12 protein-coding genes are annotated in these 12,993 nt (G+C 57.5%); 7 read left to right on the top strand and 5 right to left on the bottom strand.

Annotated features, from left to right (window positions below; all coding sequences use genetic code 11):
- Positions 1 to 440 precede the first annotated feature (440 nt).
- Positions 441 to 887 (bottom strand): universal stress protein, encoded by a 447-nt coding sequence (locus GC56T2_RS13485; RefSeq protein ID WP_144975884.1) that lies wholly within the window; start codon positions 885 to 887, stop codon positions 441 to 443.
- A 113-nt stretch (positions 888 to 1,000) separates the two neighbouring features.
- Here GC56T2_RS13485 and GC56T2_RS17855 point away from each other — a divergent pair, with 113 nt between their 5' ends.
- From GC56T2_RS17855 to ald, 3 genes are all read left to right on the top strand, one after another.
- Complete coding sequence (locus GC56T2_RS17855; protein ID WP_165570922.1) at positions 1,001 to 1,141, top strand: hypothetical protein; 141 nt, start codon at positions 1,001 to 1,003, stop codon at positions 1,139 to 1,141.
- Positions 1,142 to 1,235: 94 nt separating this feature from the next.
- A complete protein-coding gene (locus GC56T2_RS13480; protein WP_144975882.1) occupies positions 1,236 to 2,000 on the top strand; it encodes an SDR family oxidoreductase in 765 nt (254 codons plus the stop codon).
- An 86-nt stretch (positions 2,001 to 2,086) separates the two neighbouring features.
- The gene (gene ald / locus GC56T2_RS13475; protein ID WP_144975879.1) at positions 2,087 to 3,205 is read left to right on the top strand and encodes an alanine dehydrogenase; all 1,119 of its coding nucleotides are present in this window, start codon (positions 2,087 to 2,089) and stop codon (positions 3,203 to 3,205) included.
- Positions 3,206 to 3,447: 242 nt separating this feature from the next.
- On the opposite strand, the gene GC56T2_RS13470 is transcribed toward ald, so the two are convergent.
- Entirely contained in the window at positions 3,448 to 4,542 is a 1,095-nt protein-coding gene (locus GC56T2_RS13470) for a M24 family metallopeptidase (RefSeq protein WP_144975877.1), read from the bottom strand.
- A gap of 138 nt (positions 4,543 to 4,680) precedes the next feature.
- Here GC56T2_RS13470 and GC56T2_RS13465 point away from each other — a divergent pair, with 138 nt between their 5' ends.
- Together GC56T2_RS13465 and GC56T2_RS13460 are read left to right on the top strand one after the other, a co-directional pair.
- Positions 4,681 to 5,361 carry a metal-dependent hydrolase gene (locus GC56T2_RS13465; RefSeq protein ID WP_033019505.1) on the top strand — a complete coding sequence of 227 codons (681 nt, stop codon included), beginning with the start codon at positions 4,681 to 4,683 and terminating at the stop codon, positions 5,359 to 5,361.
- 261 nt (positions 5,362 to 5,622) lie between these two features.
- Entirely contained in the window at positions 5,623 to 6,930 is a 1,308-nt protein-coding gene (locus tag GC56T2_RS13460) for a CBS domain-containing protein (protein ID WP_144975875.1), read from the top strand.
- 153 nt (positions 6,931 to 7,083) lie between these two features.
- Here the strand turns inward: GC56T2_RS13460 and GC56T2_RS13455 are convergent, their stop codons facing one another.
- Positions 7,084 to 7,389 carry a YtpI family protein gene (locus GC56T2_RS13455; RefSeq protein WP_033844312.1) on the bottom strand — a complete coding sequence of 102 codons (306 nt, stop codon included), beginning with the start codon at positions 7,387 to 7,389 and terminating at the stop codon, positions 7,084 to 7,086.
- 101 nt (positions 7,390 to 7,490) lie between these two features.
- On the opposite strand from GC56T2_RS13455, the gene GC56T2_RS13450 reads away from it, so the two are divergent.
- On the top strand, positions 7,491 to 8,438 hold the full coding sequence (locus GC56T2_RS13450; RefSeq protein ID WP_144975873.1) for a DHH family phosphoesterase: 948 nt from the start codon (positions 7,491 to 7,493) through the stop codon (positions 8,436 to 8,438).
- Between the two features lie 217 nt (positions 8,439 to 8,655).
- Here the strand turns inward: GC56T2_RS13450 and ytrI are convergent, their stop codons facing one another.
- Positions 8,656 to 9,159, bottom strand: coding sequence for a sporulation membrane protein YtrI (gene ytrI, locus GC56T2_RS13445; RefSeq protein ID WP_144975870.1), 504 nt, complete (start codon positions 9,157 to 9,159; stop codon positions 8,656 to 8,658).
- On the bottom strand, positions 9,156 to 9,497 hold the full coding sequence (ytrH, locus tag GC56T2_RS13440; RefSeq protein WP_033844310.1) for a sporulation membrane protein YtrH: 342 nt from the start codon (positions 9,495 to 9,497) through the stop codon (positions 9,156 to 9,158). The genes ytrI and ytrH overlap by 4 nt, the downstream gene beginning before the upstream one ends.
- A gap of 101 nt (positions 9,498 to 9,598) precedes the next feature.
- On the opposite strand from ytrH, the gene dnaE reads away from it, so the two are divergent.
- Complete coding sequence (dnaE, locus tag GC56T2_RS13435; RefSeq protein ID WP_144975868.1) at positions 9,599 to 12,880, top strand: DNA polymerase III subunit alpha; 3,282 nt, start codon at positions 9,599 to 9,601, stop codon at positions 12,878 to 12,880.
- Positions 12,881 to 12,993 lie beyond the last annotated feature (113 nt).

Here is a 12,993-nt window from a genome sequence, read left to right as displayed (position 1 = left end):
CCTTAAGAAAGACACAATTATCGTGTGACAGAGAAACAGCTGGGTACTTATATAGCGATGAGGCAAGGGGGCTGACCGAAAAGGTGCTCTCCCTTCAAGAAAGATACGACCTATCGTGTGGCAGGGAAGCGGCTGTTGTTTATCATAGCGATGAGAGAGGGTGTCCCGGTCCGTTCGGGACATCCCCGTTACATCGTGCATACCGCTTCCCGGCATCGTTTCTCAAATAGAAAAACGTTGCCACATTGCCCACATTTATTCATCGATCAAAGGAAACCGCTGTTTTTCCCACCCTTCTCGAAGGCTAGTGATTTAAGGGAGCAGGCCGCTTACCGACCTCGTTTCTCAAATCGAAAAGCTCTGCCGCACCAAGATCGCCTTTCGTACGCTCCCCCATTGCTCAAGAGAAACAACCATTTTTTGCATCTTTCTAGCGAACGTCACTCTTTCGGGGTTCTGACGACCAGCACATCGCATTTGGCATGACGGACGATGTTTTCCGACACGCTGCCGATTAAGAACCGCTCGACCGCGTTCAACCCGGTCGCACCGCAAATGATGAGGTCGGCTTTGTATTTCGGGGCGACGTCCTTGGCGATTTTTACCTTCGGCGAACCGAACTCGATGTCCGTTTCGACATCGTTGAGCCCCGCGGCGACGGCCGCCTGTTTGTATCGTTCAAGCAGTTTGACCGCGTATTGTTCCGATCGCTCGGCGAGGGTGTAATCGGGGGCGCCCATGGCGTTGAAATCTCGCACATCGATCACATGGGACAAAATGAGCTTCGCCCCATTGCGCTTGGCGATTTGAATCGCTTTTTTTAACGCCCACTCCGCTTCTTTTGAGCCGTCAACGGCGACGACAATCGTGCGATACGTCATCGTCACGGTTCTTCCCTCCCTTTGGATAAAAATGTTATTTCTATAAATCGTATACCCGCCCGATGCCGGCGATAAACTACGCCATATAGAACGATTGGTGAACAAGGGAGGAAAACGACATGGAAAAGCGGAATAACGATTGGCTGTATGATGAGGAAGAAGTGCGGACGATCACCGAACAAATCACGGAATCATATGAAAGCGGCATGATTGACGATAACGAATCGTATTACGATCCGCGCCGGGAGGTCGGCGAATAGCCATAGCGCCAGCGAGCTATGGTTCTTTTTTTGTATTCGCTCCTGTTTATAAAGTAAAATGGAAGAAAGAGAATGGCGAAAAGGAGGAGAAACGGTGCGGCACGCCTTGATTACGGCCGGAGCGAAAGGGCTGGGGAGAAAAGTGACAGAGCTGCTCCTTGATAAAGGGTATTCGGTGACGGTGAACTACCGGAGCGATGAACAGGCGGTGCGCTCCCTGGCCGAGAAGTACCGCAGCGCCGCTGACCGCCTCCAGTTTGTGCGCGGCGATGTGACAAACAAAGACGATTTGGCAGCGCTCGTTGACGCCGCCATGGAGCGGTTCGGCCGCATTGACTGTTTGATTAACAACGCGGGACCATACATTTTCGAACGAAAAAAATTGGCCGATTATACAGAAGACGAATGGTATGAAATGATAGAAGGCAATTTGAGCGCGGTCTTCCACTTGGTAAGACGGGCGATTCCGATCATGCGCCAGCAGCGGTTTGGCCGCATCATCACCTATGGGTTTCAAGGAGCGGCGGATGCGCCGGGGTGGGTGCACCGCTCGGCGTTCGGCGCGGCGAAAGTTGGATTGGTGTCGCTGACGAAAACGATCGCTCTCGAAGAGGCGGAATACGGCATCACCGCCAATATGGTCTGTCCAGGCAACATCGTCGGTGAGATGAAAGAAGCCGGGATCGCCGCTGCCCGTAACAAGCGCGATGCCGAAACGCCCATTGGGCGCCCGGGCACCGGCGAAGACATCGCCCGCGTCATCGCCTTTTTGTGCGAGGACGATTCTGATTTCATCACCGGCGCCGTCATTGACATCACCGGCGGGGCGAACGTCATTTACCGCCACTTTTTCCGGTGAGAACAGCGCCTCCTTTTTCGTTTGCTTTCGCGCGAAACAGGGCACAATAAAAGGAGAAGCGGGAAGGAAAAAGGAGGAAAAAAGCGATGAAGATCGGCGTTCCAAAAGAAATCAAAAACAATGAAAATCGCGTCGCCATCACTCCGGCTGGCGTGATGACGCTCGTCAAAGCCGGGCATGACGTGTATGTGGAGACAGAAGCCGGCGCAGGGTCGGGATTTTCCGATTCCGAGTATGAAAAAGCCGGGGCGGTGATTGTGCCAAACGCCGAGGACGCCTGGGCGGCGGAGATGGTGTTGAAGGTGAAGGAGCCGCTTGCCGAAGAGTTTCGTTATTTCCGGCCGGGGCTCATTTTGTTTACGTACTTGCATTTGGCGGCGGCCGAAGCGCTGACGAAAGCGCTCGTCGAGCAAAAGGTGGTCGGCATCGCCTATGAGACGGTGCAGCTTGCCAACGGCTCGCTGCCGCTGTTGACGCCGATGAGCGAGGTGGCGGGCCGCATGTCGGTGCAAGTCGGGGCCCAGTTTCTCGAGAAGCCGCACGGCGGGAAAGGCGTTTTGCTTGGCGGAGTACCTGGAGTGCGGCGCGGCAAAGTGACGATCATCGGCGGCGGAACGGCGGGGACGAACGCGGCGAAAATCGCGGTCGGCCTTGGCGCGGACGTGACGATCTTAGATATTAACGCCGAACGGCTGCGCGAACTCGACGATTTGTTCGGCGATCAAGTGACGACGCTCATGTCCAACCCGTACCATATCGCTGAATGTGTGCGCGAGTCGGATTTGGTTGTCGGCGCTGTTCTCATCCCAGGGGCGAAAGCGCCGAAGCTCGTCACAGAAGAAATGGTGCGCTCGATGACGCCAGGCTCGGTGTTGGTCGACGTCGCCATTGACCAAGGCGGCATTTTTGAAACGACCGACCGCGTCACGACGCACGACGATCCGACCTATGTCAAGCACGGCGTCGTTCATTACGCGGTGGCGAACATGCCGGGCGCCGTCCCGCGCACGTCGACGTTCGCGCTCACGAACGTCACGATTCCTTACGCTTTGCAAATCGCCAACAAAGGCTACCGCGCCGCTTGCCTCGACAATCCGGCGCTGGTAAAAGGGATCAACACGCTTGACGGGCACATCGTGTATGAAGCGGTGGCGGCGGCGCACAACATGCCGTATACGGACGTTCATTCGCTGCTGCGAGGTTGACGCTGCTAGACTCGCGGGCCGTGGGATCCGCTTGGTCCAAACGGTCGGTCAAACGCGGCTCGTTCGTTTGCTTGGCGCGCAGCCAAAAGAAACTAAGCGAACGCGACTCCAGATTCGTTTGCTTCAAAAACGCGATTGGCGCTGTCGAAGGGGGAATGGGAAAGAAAAACAAGCTGTCCGAGCGGAGCAACAGTCCACCGGCGGACAGCTTGTTTTTTCCTTGGCAGCCGCAGCGGTGCCGGCTACACGATGATCAGTTCTTTGCTGAAGGAGGTCAGCACTTCGATCCCGTTGGCGGTGACGGCGACATCGTCTTCGATGCGCACGCCGCCGGCCGGCGGAACGTAAATGCCCGGCTCGATCGTAAACACCATGCCGGCGGCGAGCGGCGCGCGGTTGGCGCTGTGCAGCGACGGGTATTCGTGAATGTCAATCCCTAAACCATGGCCGACGCGGTGAGTGAAGTACGGACCGTAGCCGGCTTGTTCGATGACGCGGCGGGCGGCGCGGTCGATCTCCCCCATGGCGATTTGCGGGCGGCAAGCATCGATCGCCGCCTGCTGGGCGCGCCGGACGGTTTCGTAAATGAACCGTTGTTCGTCGTCGAGCGTCCGGCAGGCGACGGTGCGGGTAATGTCTGAGCAATACCCGTCGACGACGACGCCTAAGTCGAACAAGACGAAATCGCCCGGGGCGACCGCTGCGGTTCCCGGCGTGCCGTGCGGATCGGCCGTTTTCGCGCCCGTGAGCACGGTCGTCGGGAACGACATCCGTTCGACGCCGAGCTTTTTCAGTTCATATTCAATGACAGCGACAAGTTCGAGCTCCGTCACGCCGGGGCGGATGGCCGATACGCCGATTTCGATCGCCTTGTCGGCCAACTTCGCTGCCTGGCGCAACGCTTTCATTTCCTGCTCGTCTTTGATCATTCGGAGCTGGCGCAGCTTTTCTTCGCTGTCGTGCCAGTGGGCGTTTGGAAATAACGCCGCAAGCCGTTCGAAGCGAGCGAGCGACAAATGGTGCTTTTCGACGGCGATGCTAGTTGCCTGAATGTTGCGTTGTCGCAGGTGGCGGTCAATTTCTTTCCACGGGTCGGCGCTGTCATCATAGCCGATCACTGTGCATTCCAAAGCGCTTCGGCGGGCGCGTCGGACTTCCATGTGCGGGCAGACGAGCGCCGGTTCGCCGTCGGGGAACACCAAAAGCGCCAGCAACCGCTCATGCGGGTCGCACCAAAATCCGCTCAAATAAAAGACGTTGGTGCTTGACGTGATCAAGGCGAATGAACTATGTTGTTGTTGAAGCCAAGAGGAAAATGCTTGCAGCCGTTCGTTCATCGTTTCCTGCCTCTCTTTCTTGCGATCGTTCAGTTTGAGCGTACCAAGAAACGGGCCGCTTGTAAATGGGCAGGCAGGAAAAGAAGGAAATGAGCGGGCGGCGGCGAACCATGTGGAGTGGAAAGGAGAGATGTGGGGATGAAAGTCAGCTACCATGGCCATTCGGTCGTCCGCATTGAGACGAACGGAAAAACGATTTTGATTGATCCGTTCATCACTGGCAACGCGACGACCGACTTGAACGCGGCCGACGTCAAAGCGGATGTCATTTTGTTGACGCACGGACATGGGGATCATGTCGGTGACACGGTGGAGATCGCCAAGCGGAACAACGCCCTGGTCGTTGCAACGTTTGAGCTGGCGACGTATTTAAGTTGGCAAGGCGTTGAGACGTTTGGCATGAACATCGGCGGGGCGCGCGAATTTGACTTTGGCACCGTCAAGTTGACGCAGGCGTTCCATAGCTCCGGATTTGTGACGAATGACAAGCAGATCATTTATTTAGGCATGCCGACCGGCATTTTGTTCACCGCCGAAGGCAAAACGATTTACCATGCCGGCGACACCGGGCTGTTTTCCGACATGAAACTGATCGGCGAGCGCCATTCCATCGATGTCGCCTTCCTGCCGATTGGGGACAGCTTCACGATGGGGCCGGAAGATGCGGCCGTGGCCGCCGAGTGGCTCGGAGCCAAGCTCGTCGTGCCGATTCATTACAACACGTTCCCGCCGATCGCCCAAGACCCGGAACGGTTCGTTTCGCTCCTCCCGCCGGGGGTTGGCCGCGCCCTGAAGCCGGGCGAAAGCATCGAGCTGTAGCGCGCCGCTGGTGAGCGGAGCGGTTGGATGGGGACGGTGGCGCGAAAAGAGGTGGAAGAGAGGAAAGGAATTCGCCTTTCCTCTCTTTTTGTCCTGTGAATCTTCCCGTTTCCGTCGAACCGATGGACGAAGAGGCGACTTTGTGGCGCAAAACGACCAGCTTCCGCCACCGCGGTGCGGTTCGCCGGGTTTCCTCCCGTTGAATCGCGGCCGTTGCGGCCGTTATAATGAAAGTAACAACAGGCAAAGGGTGAAGAACCGTTGGCGACAAAACACGAACAAATTTTGGAATACATCCATCGGCTGCCGATTGGCGAGAAAATTTCCGTGCGCCAGATCGCCAAAGAAATGGGTGTGAGCGAAGGAACGGCGTACCGGGCGATCAAAGATGCCGAAAATAAAGGGTATGTGAGCACGATTGAACGTGTCGGCACGATCCGGATCGAGAAAAAGCGCAAGGAGAACATCGAGAAGCTCACTTACGCTGAGGTGGTCAACATCGTTGACGGGCAAGTGCTTGGCGGACGTGAAGGGCTTCATAAGACGCTCAACCGCTTTGTCATCGGCGCCATGCAGCTCGAAGCGATGATGCGTTATACCGGGGCGGGCGATCTGCTCATCGTCGGCAACCGGACGAAGGCGCACGAGCTGGCCCTGCAAGCCGGAGCGGCCGTGCTCATCACGGGCGGGTTTGACACGGCCGACCATGTTAAAAAGCTCGCCGATGAGCGGCAGCTGCCGATCATTTCGACGAGCTATGACACGTTTACGGTCGCGACGATGATCAACCGCGCCATTTACGATCAGCTCATTAAAAAAGAAATCGTGCTCGTTGAAGATATTATTATTCCAGTGGAAAAAACCGCGTACTTGCGCGTCGACGATCCGGTTGAGCGCTGGTACGCATTAAACAAGGAAACACGCCATAGCCGTTTCCCGGTCGTCGATGAAGATTTGAAAGTGCAGGGGATCGTGACGGCGAAAGATGTGCTCGATATGGATCGAAAGCTGCCGATTGAAAAAGTGATGACGAAGCAGCCGATCACTGTGAGCGGAAAAACATCGGTCGCCTTTGCGTCTCACATTATGGTATGGGAAGGGATTGAGCTGCTTCCAGTGGTCGACGACCACCATCGGCTGCAAGGGATCATCAGCCGCCAAGATGTGTTAAAAGCGCTGCAAATGGCGCAGCGCCAGCCACAAGTCGGGGAGACGATCGATGATCTCATCACCGCCCAGTTTCGAGAGTCCGGCGACAAAGAAACGCTGTTCCGCTGCACGATCACGCCGCAAATGACGAACTATTTAGGCACGCTCTCGTACGGCGTGTTTACGACGATCGTCACCGAAGCGGCGGCGCGCATGCTGCGGGCGTACAAGCGCGGCGATTTGGTGATGGAAAACCTTACCGTCTACTTCATCAAACCGGTGCAGATTGATAGCACGGTTGACGTGCGAGCGAAGCTTTTAGAGCTCGGGCGCAAGTTTGGGAAGGTGGATGTCGAAGTGTACAATGAAGGCGATCTTGTCGGCAAGGCGATGATGATGTGCCAGCTGATCGATCGATGAACGGGCAAGGCAGCCAACAGAGCAATCCATGCCCCGTTTTTGATCGCAACGAGCCCGAAAAGCAAGGGGACGGCAAGGCAAACGAAAAGGATGCCCGCTTTCTGTCCGGGACATCCTTTTCCTTGTGCCGCCCGTTGTCAGCGCCAAACGGCCTTACTTTTGTTTGGCCGCCTCCGCCTCCTCGACCGCCTGGGGCAAGTAGTAGCGGTAGGCGCGGTAGCCGGCCCAAGCGCTGCCAAAGCCTAAGATGATAAAAATGGCGGCGATGATATACGTCACCGTTGTCTGATACAAAAACAATTGGTTGATCCCGAACAAGGCGACGAACAGCCCGAGCGCCACGCTCGCTTTCGCCGAGAGAAAGCGGCGCTCGATCGGACGTTCCGAACGGACGTAGCGGATTTTATAATAGACGTAAAACGAAAAGGAAAATATAATGAAAATAACCAAAGCTGGCATGGTGGATCCCTCCGTTGTCCATTTCGTTTTCCATTGTACATAGAAGCAGGGAAAAAGGCCAGCGGTTGACTATGACAGGTGACGAAAAAGGGGAAAAACGAATGAAACCGGTTCAGCAACAAATTGTTGATGCGATTCGCGAGTTTGACACGATCATCATCCATCGCCACGTGCGCCCGGATCCGGACGCGTACGGATCGCAAGGCGGGTTGGCGGCGCTGCTGCGGGCGTCGTTTCCAAACAAGCGGGTGTATGCGGTGGGGACGGACGACCCGTCGTTATCATTTTTACGCCAAATGGATGTCATTGACGATGCGGTCTATGAGCAGGCGCTCGTCATCGTCTGTGACACAGCCAACGAGGAACGGATTTGCGACAGCCGCTACCGGCTCGGGCGAAAGCTCATTAAAATCGATCATCATCCGAACGACACGCCGTATGGCGACATCATGTGGGTCGACACCGCCGCCAGTTCGACAAGCGAGATGATCTATGAGTTGTATTTATCTGGGAAAGACGAAGGGCTGACGATGACCGCTGAGGCGGCGCGCCTCATTTACGCCGGCATTGTCGGCGATACGGGCCGCTTTTTGTTTCCGCGCACGAGCGAAAAAACGTTCCGCTACGCCGGTGAGCTCATTTCGTACGGTTTTTCGCTGACGGAATTGTACGACGGATTGTATCGAACGAGCTTGCCGCTTGCCCGCTTAAGCGGCTATGTGCTGTCGAACTTTACAATCGAAGAAGGAGTGGCGGCCGTTAAAATGCCGCGGGCGCTGCTTGAGGAATATGGGGTCACCCCGCTCGAGGCGTCTCAGCTCGTCAGCTTGCTCGGCAATATCGACGGCATCATCGCTTGGGTGTTTTTTATTGAGGAGGAGAAGGACATCCGCGTCCGCTTCCGCTCGAAAGGACCGATCGTCAACGCGGTCGCCAAACGCTACGGCGGCGGCGGACACCCGCTTGCGGCTGGCGCGTCCATCGCGTCATGGGAAGAAGCGGATCGCGTTATTGAGGACGTGAAGGCCATCTGCCGCGCGGAGCGGTAGCCTTAACGCTATCATTCTAGCGCCTGCCGCGGCATTCGGTTTGGAGTGCTGTCACCCAGCGGCGGGGCGCTGGGCGTGCGGTAGCGCTGAGCAGGGATTCCGCTTGAGAATTGCGGTTACCCGGCGCCGGGATGTTGCGCGTGCGGTGGCGCCGGGAAAAGGGCCCCGCCCGCCTGGGGCCGCTTCTTTTGCCGCCGGCGCGCCAAGGCGTGTCGGATTACGGGAGCGGCGTTACTTTTACTTCAACCGCTAAAACGGTGAAAATGGTGAGGGTGTGAAGTTGCAGCCGGTATTGTTTTTCATGGATTGAGAACGTTTTGTTCTCGACGGCCCGCTTGATCAATTCGCGGCTGTTGTACACTGTTTCAATGTCCTTTGTAATTAAATGGGACAAGTCTTCTTTGACGCTGTCTTCGATGCGGAATGTCGTGTACGAATCAAATTTATACTGCTCAGCGTTGGCGAGATGAACAGTGATGTCTTGGACGGTCAGCTTTTTTTTCATTTCTTTGTTGTAATGAATATAATCTTCCTGCCAGATGCGAATCTCTTTTTGCAGATCGGCGATTTGCTCGTTCAGCTCGTTGACATGCCGCACTTGTTTTTCTTGCAGAACGCCGAAAATGTATAAAAAGACGAACCAACTGATCAGCGCTCCGATCGCGACGCCGGCAAAAAAGCGTTGCCATGATGGGTATTGATAATACGGAGGAATTCTCATGGCGAAATGTGCTCCTGCGTCAGCCACGTAACGATGGCTACCCCTGTTTGCGCGCCGCCCATGGCAGACAAAATGAGCAAAAATTGGCGCACAATATCTTTCGTTTCGCCAAGAAACAGCCCCCGTTCGACGACATAAAACGTATCAAACGTCCCGCCGATGGCGGCCACCACCGCCCAAATGCGCAAATCGCCGGCGAACCGATACATGGCGGTCAGCGGTTGGCCGCCGCTCAAAAAAGCGCCGAGCGCGCCGATCACGGCGCCGCCGAGCAGCACGCCGACCGCGATAAAATAGCTTTGAATAAACGCCGGCAAAAAAGCCACTTTTTCGTTCATCGGTTTCCCCGTCCTTTCTTTATTTATGTATATCAGGCCATCGGACGCAATATGTAGCGGAAGAGAAAGTTTTCGCCCGCGAAACGGAGAGGGGGAGGACCATGTCGTTCGTTCATTTGCATGTGGTCAGCGCGTATAGCTTGCTGCAAAGCGCGGCGACGGTCGAGGCGCTTGTGGCCAAAGCGAAACAGCTCGGCTATGAGGCGTTGGCGCTCACCGACCGTCATGTGCTGTATGGCGCCATTCCGTTTTACCGGGAGTGCGAGCAGCACGGCCTCCGCCCCATCATCGGCATGATGACGGATGTCATCCTCGAGGGAGATGAAGCGGCATTTCCGCTCGTCCTGCTGGCTGCCAATGAGGAAGGATACCGCCATTTAATCGAAATCAGCACAGCGGTGCAAATGGGGGAAGAAAAGCGCATTCACGAGGACGTCCTCCGCCGCTTGAGCGAGGGAATCATGGCCATCACGCCAGGGCCTAACGGGCGGCTCGAATCGCTGCTCGCCGCTGGGGATGTGGAGCGGGCGAAAGAAACGTTGTTCCGCTACCGCCAGCTGTTTGCTGGCCGCCTGTATATCGCCATCCAGCGCGGCGAACGGTGGCGCGCGCCGTATGAGGACGGGCTGCGGCGGCTCGCGGAGGAGCTCGGGATTCCGCCCGTTGCGACGAACGATGTCCGCTACGTGGAGCGCGAGGATGCGCTTGCGTTTCGCTGCTTGCAGGCGCTGAGCCGCGGGGTACCGCTCGCAAACATTGCCGAAGAGGACGGGCGTCACTTGGCGGCGCCGGACGAGATGGCCCGCCGCTTTGCCGATTGGCCGGAGGCGCTTGCCAACAGCATCGAGATTGCCAATCAGTGCGCGCTCCGCCTCGAGTTCGGTCGCCGGCGGCTGCCGAAGTTCCCGGTGCCGGATGGGGAAACGGCGGATGGCTATTTGCGCCGCCTTTGCGAACAAGGACTCGCTCGCCGCGTGCCGTCAGCGGATGCGCGCTATTGGCGGCGGTTGGAGCACGAGTTGGCTATCATTGAATCGCTTCGTTTCAGTGACTATTTTTTGATCGTCGCCGATGTGGTCGCCTACGCGCGCCGGCGCGGCATCATGACCGGACCGGGCCGCGGCTCGGCTGCCGGCTCGCTTGTCGCTTACGCGTTGTCGATCACCGATGTTGATCCGCTGGAATACGGGCTGTTGTTCGAGCGGTTTTTAAACCCGGAGCGCGTGTCGGTACCGGATATTGACTTGGACTTTCCCGACGATCGACGCGAGGAAATGATTCGTTACGTCGCCGACAAATACGGTCATGATCGCGTCGCGCAAATCATTACGTTCGGCACGTTCGGCGCCAAAGCGGCGCTGCGCGAGACGGCGAAGGCGCTCGGCCTTGCCGGGGAGGAAACGGAGCGGGTGATCGCGCTGCTGCCCAACCGACAAGGACTCACGATTCGTCGCTGGCATGACGAATCGGCTGCCTTTCGTCGGGCGGTTAGCGCCGTTCGCGGCGGGGATCGTTGGCTTTTTGTAGCGCAAAAACTGGAAGGCTTGCCGCGCCACACGTCGATTCACGCCGCCGGCGTCATCATCAGCCCCGAGCCGCTGCTCGCCCATGTGCCGTTGCAGCCTAGCCACGGCCCATGGCCGCTCACGCAATACGCGATGGGCGCGCTTGAGGCGCTCGGATTGTTGAAAATCGATATTCTCGGGTTGCGCACGTTGACACTGATCGGCCGGATGGCGCGCCTCGTCGAGCGGCAGACGGGGCGGCCGTTTGCGGTTGACGCGCTGCCGCTCGATGATGCCAAAACGTACGCCCTCCTTAGTTCGGGGGACACGAACGGCATTTTTCAGCTCGAATCCGCGGGAATGAAGCGCGTGCTTGCTGAACTGCGGCCGTCCGAGTTTGAGGATTTGGTCGCGGTCAACGCGTTGTACCGCCCCGGCCCGATGGAGATGATCCCTGTTTACATTCGGCGCAAGCGCGGCGAAGAGCCGGTGTCGTATGCGCACCCCGATCTGGCTCCCATTTTGGCGCCGACTTACGGTGTATTGATTTATCAGGAGCAAATTATGCAAATCGCTGCCCGGCTGGCGGGCTTTTCGCTCGGACAAGCGGACGTGCTCCGGCGGGCGGTGGCGAAAAAGGAAAAGGCGCTGTTGGCCGAGCAGAAAGAGGCGTTTGTCGCCGGCTGCCTTGCGAACGGTTACGCCGAGGACGTGGCCGAGGAGCTGTACCGGCACATCGTTCGCTTTGCCCATTATGGTTTTAATCGAAGCCACGCGGTCAGCTATGCGCGGCTGTCGTATGCGATGGCGTATATTAAAGCGCATTATCCGCTCTGTTTTTATGCGGTCATGTTGGCGGATGCGGCCGGCGATCGGGAAACGATGGCGCTTTACAGCCGCGAGGCGGAGCGGAAGGGCCTTCCGGTTTTGCCGCCGTCGATCAACCGGAGCAGCTATCGGTTTGCGATCGAAGGGGAGGCGATCCGCACGGGGCTTTCGGCGGTGAAGCATGTCGGCTCGGCTGCGAAGCTCATCATCGATGAGCGAAAAGCGCACGGGGCGTTTGCCGACTTTTTCGACTTTGCCGTTCGCCTGCTGCCGAAAGGATTGGCGCGTCCGGCGCTGGAGGCGCTGATTTCTGCCGGCGCCTTCGATGAGTTTGGAGTCGAGCGCGCCGTCCTTTCAGCGAGCATTGAGATCGCCGCCGAACATGCCGAATGGCTGAGCGCGTACGGGGGAGCGATCGGATTTTCACCCCAGCCGAAATACGCCGAGGCCAAACCGTGGACGCCCAACGAGCGGCGCCGCCGGGAGAGAGAATGTCTCGGTTTTGCCGTCACCCCGCATCCAGCGGCGGTATGCCGACCGTTGTTTCAGGCGGCGCATGCCGTGTTCGCCGCTGAGGCGGACGGCCCGTCCGTGGTGGTCGGGGGGGCGGTCGCGCAGCTGCGGAAAACGCGGACGAAGTTTGGCGAGGAGATGGCGTTTTTGACCATCGGCGATGAAAGCGGAGAAGTGGAGGCGGTCGCTTTTCCACCGATATATGCCCGCGCTGCTGCTGAGCTCGTGGAGGGAGCGTTCGTTTTGCTTTCCGGGACGATGGAAAGGCGCGGAGGACGGCGCCAGCTCGTCATCCGCCGCGCGTGGGGCTTGCCGGTGTCGGCGCTCTACATCAATGCCAGCGGCGCGGACAGCGGCCGGCTCGCTGCGCTAAAACAGCTGCTTGAACAGCATAGCGGCCGCACGCCTGTTTACTTGTATGACGAACGTAAACGCGCGCTTCTCCGCCTGCCGGAGCGGTATGCAGTAGCTTTGACGGCGCCCTTTGTCGATGAACTGATCGCTTTGTTCGGATTTGGTGCCGTTGCCGTCAAATAAATCGCTCTTTACGGAAAAGCTCCATGGGCAGCGCGATCTGCCCTCCACTTTTCTTTTTCGGTGTTGCAGTATAAACCATGAAACCGATACAATGGATCATAAAGGAGGGGCTC

Source organism: Geobacillus sp. C56-T2 (genome assembly GCF_007829715.1).
Classification (GTDB): Bacteria; Bacillota; Bacilli; order Bacillales; family Anoxybacillaceae; genus Geobacillus; species Geobacillus icigianus.
Note: the sequence above shows the minus strand (reverse complement) of the source record. Positions and strands in the feature narration are given on the sequence as shown.

What these genes read in the sequence shown, in the direction of transcription:
- GC56T2_RS13455 (WP_033844312.1), bottom strand. Translation starts at nt 7,389, where the DNA reads ATGCCAGCTTTGGTTATTTTCATTATATTTTCCTTTTCGTTTTACGTC.
- GC56T2_RS13470 (WP_144975877.1), bottom strand. Translation starts at nt 4,542, where the DNA reads ATGAACGAACGGCTGCAAGCATTTTCCTCTTGGCTTCAACAACAACAT.
- GC56T2_RS17855 (WP_165570922.1), top strand. Translation starts at nt 1,001, where the DNA reads ATGGAAAAGCGGAATAACGATTGGCTGTATGATGAGGAAGAAGTGCGG.
- GC56T2_RS13450 (WP_144975873.1), top strand. Translation starts at nt 7,491, where the DNA reads ATGAAACCGGTTCAGCAACAAATTGTTGATGCGATTCGCGAGTTTGAC.
- dnaE (WP_144975868.1), top strand. Translation starts at nt 9,599, where the DNA reads ATGTCGTTCGTTCATTTGCATGTGGTCAGCGCGTATAGCTTGCTGCAA.
- ytrH (WP_033844310.1), bottom strand. Translation starts at nt 9,497, where the DNA reads ATGAACGAAAAAGTGGCTTTTTTGCCGGCGTTTATTCAAAGCTATTTT.
- ald (WP_144975879.1), top strand. Translation starts at nt 2,087, where the DNA reads ATGAAGATCGGCGTTCCAAAAGAAATCAAAAACAATGAAAATCGCGTC.
- ytrI (WP_144975870.1), bottom strand. Translation starts at nt 9,159, where the DNA reads ATGAGAATTCCTCCGTATTATCAATACCCATCATGGCAACGCTTTTTT.
- GC56T2_RS13465 (WP_033019505.1), top strand. Translation starts at nt 4,681, where the DNA reads ATGAAAGTCAGCTACCATGGCCATTCGGTCGTCCGCATTGAGACGAAC.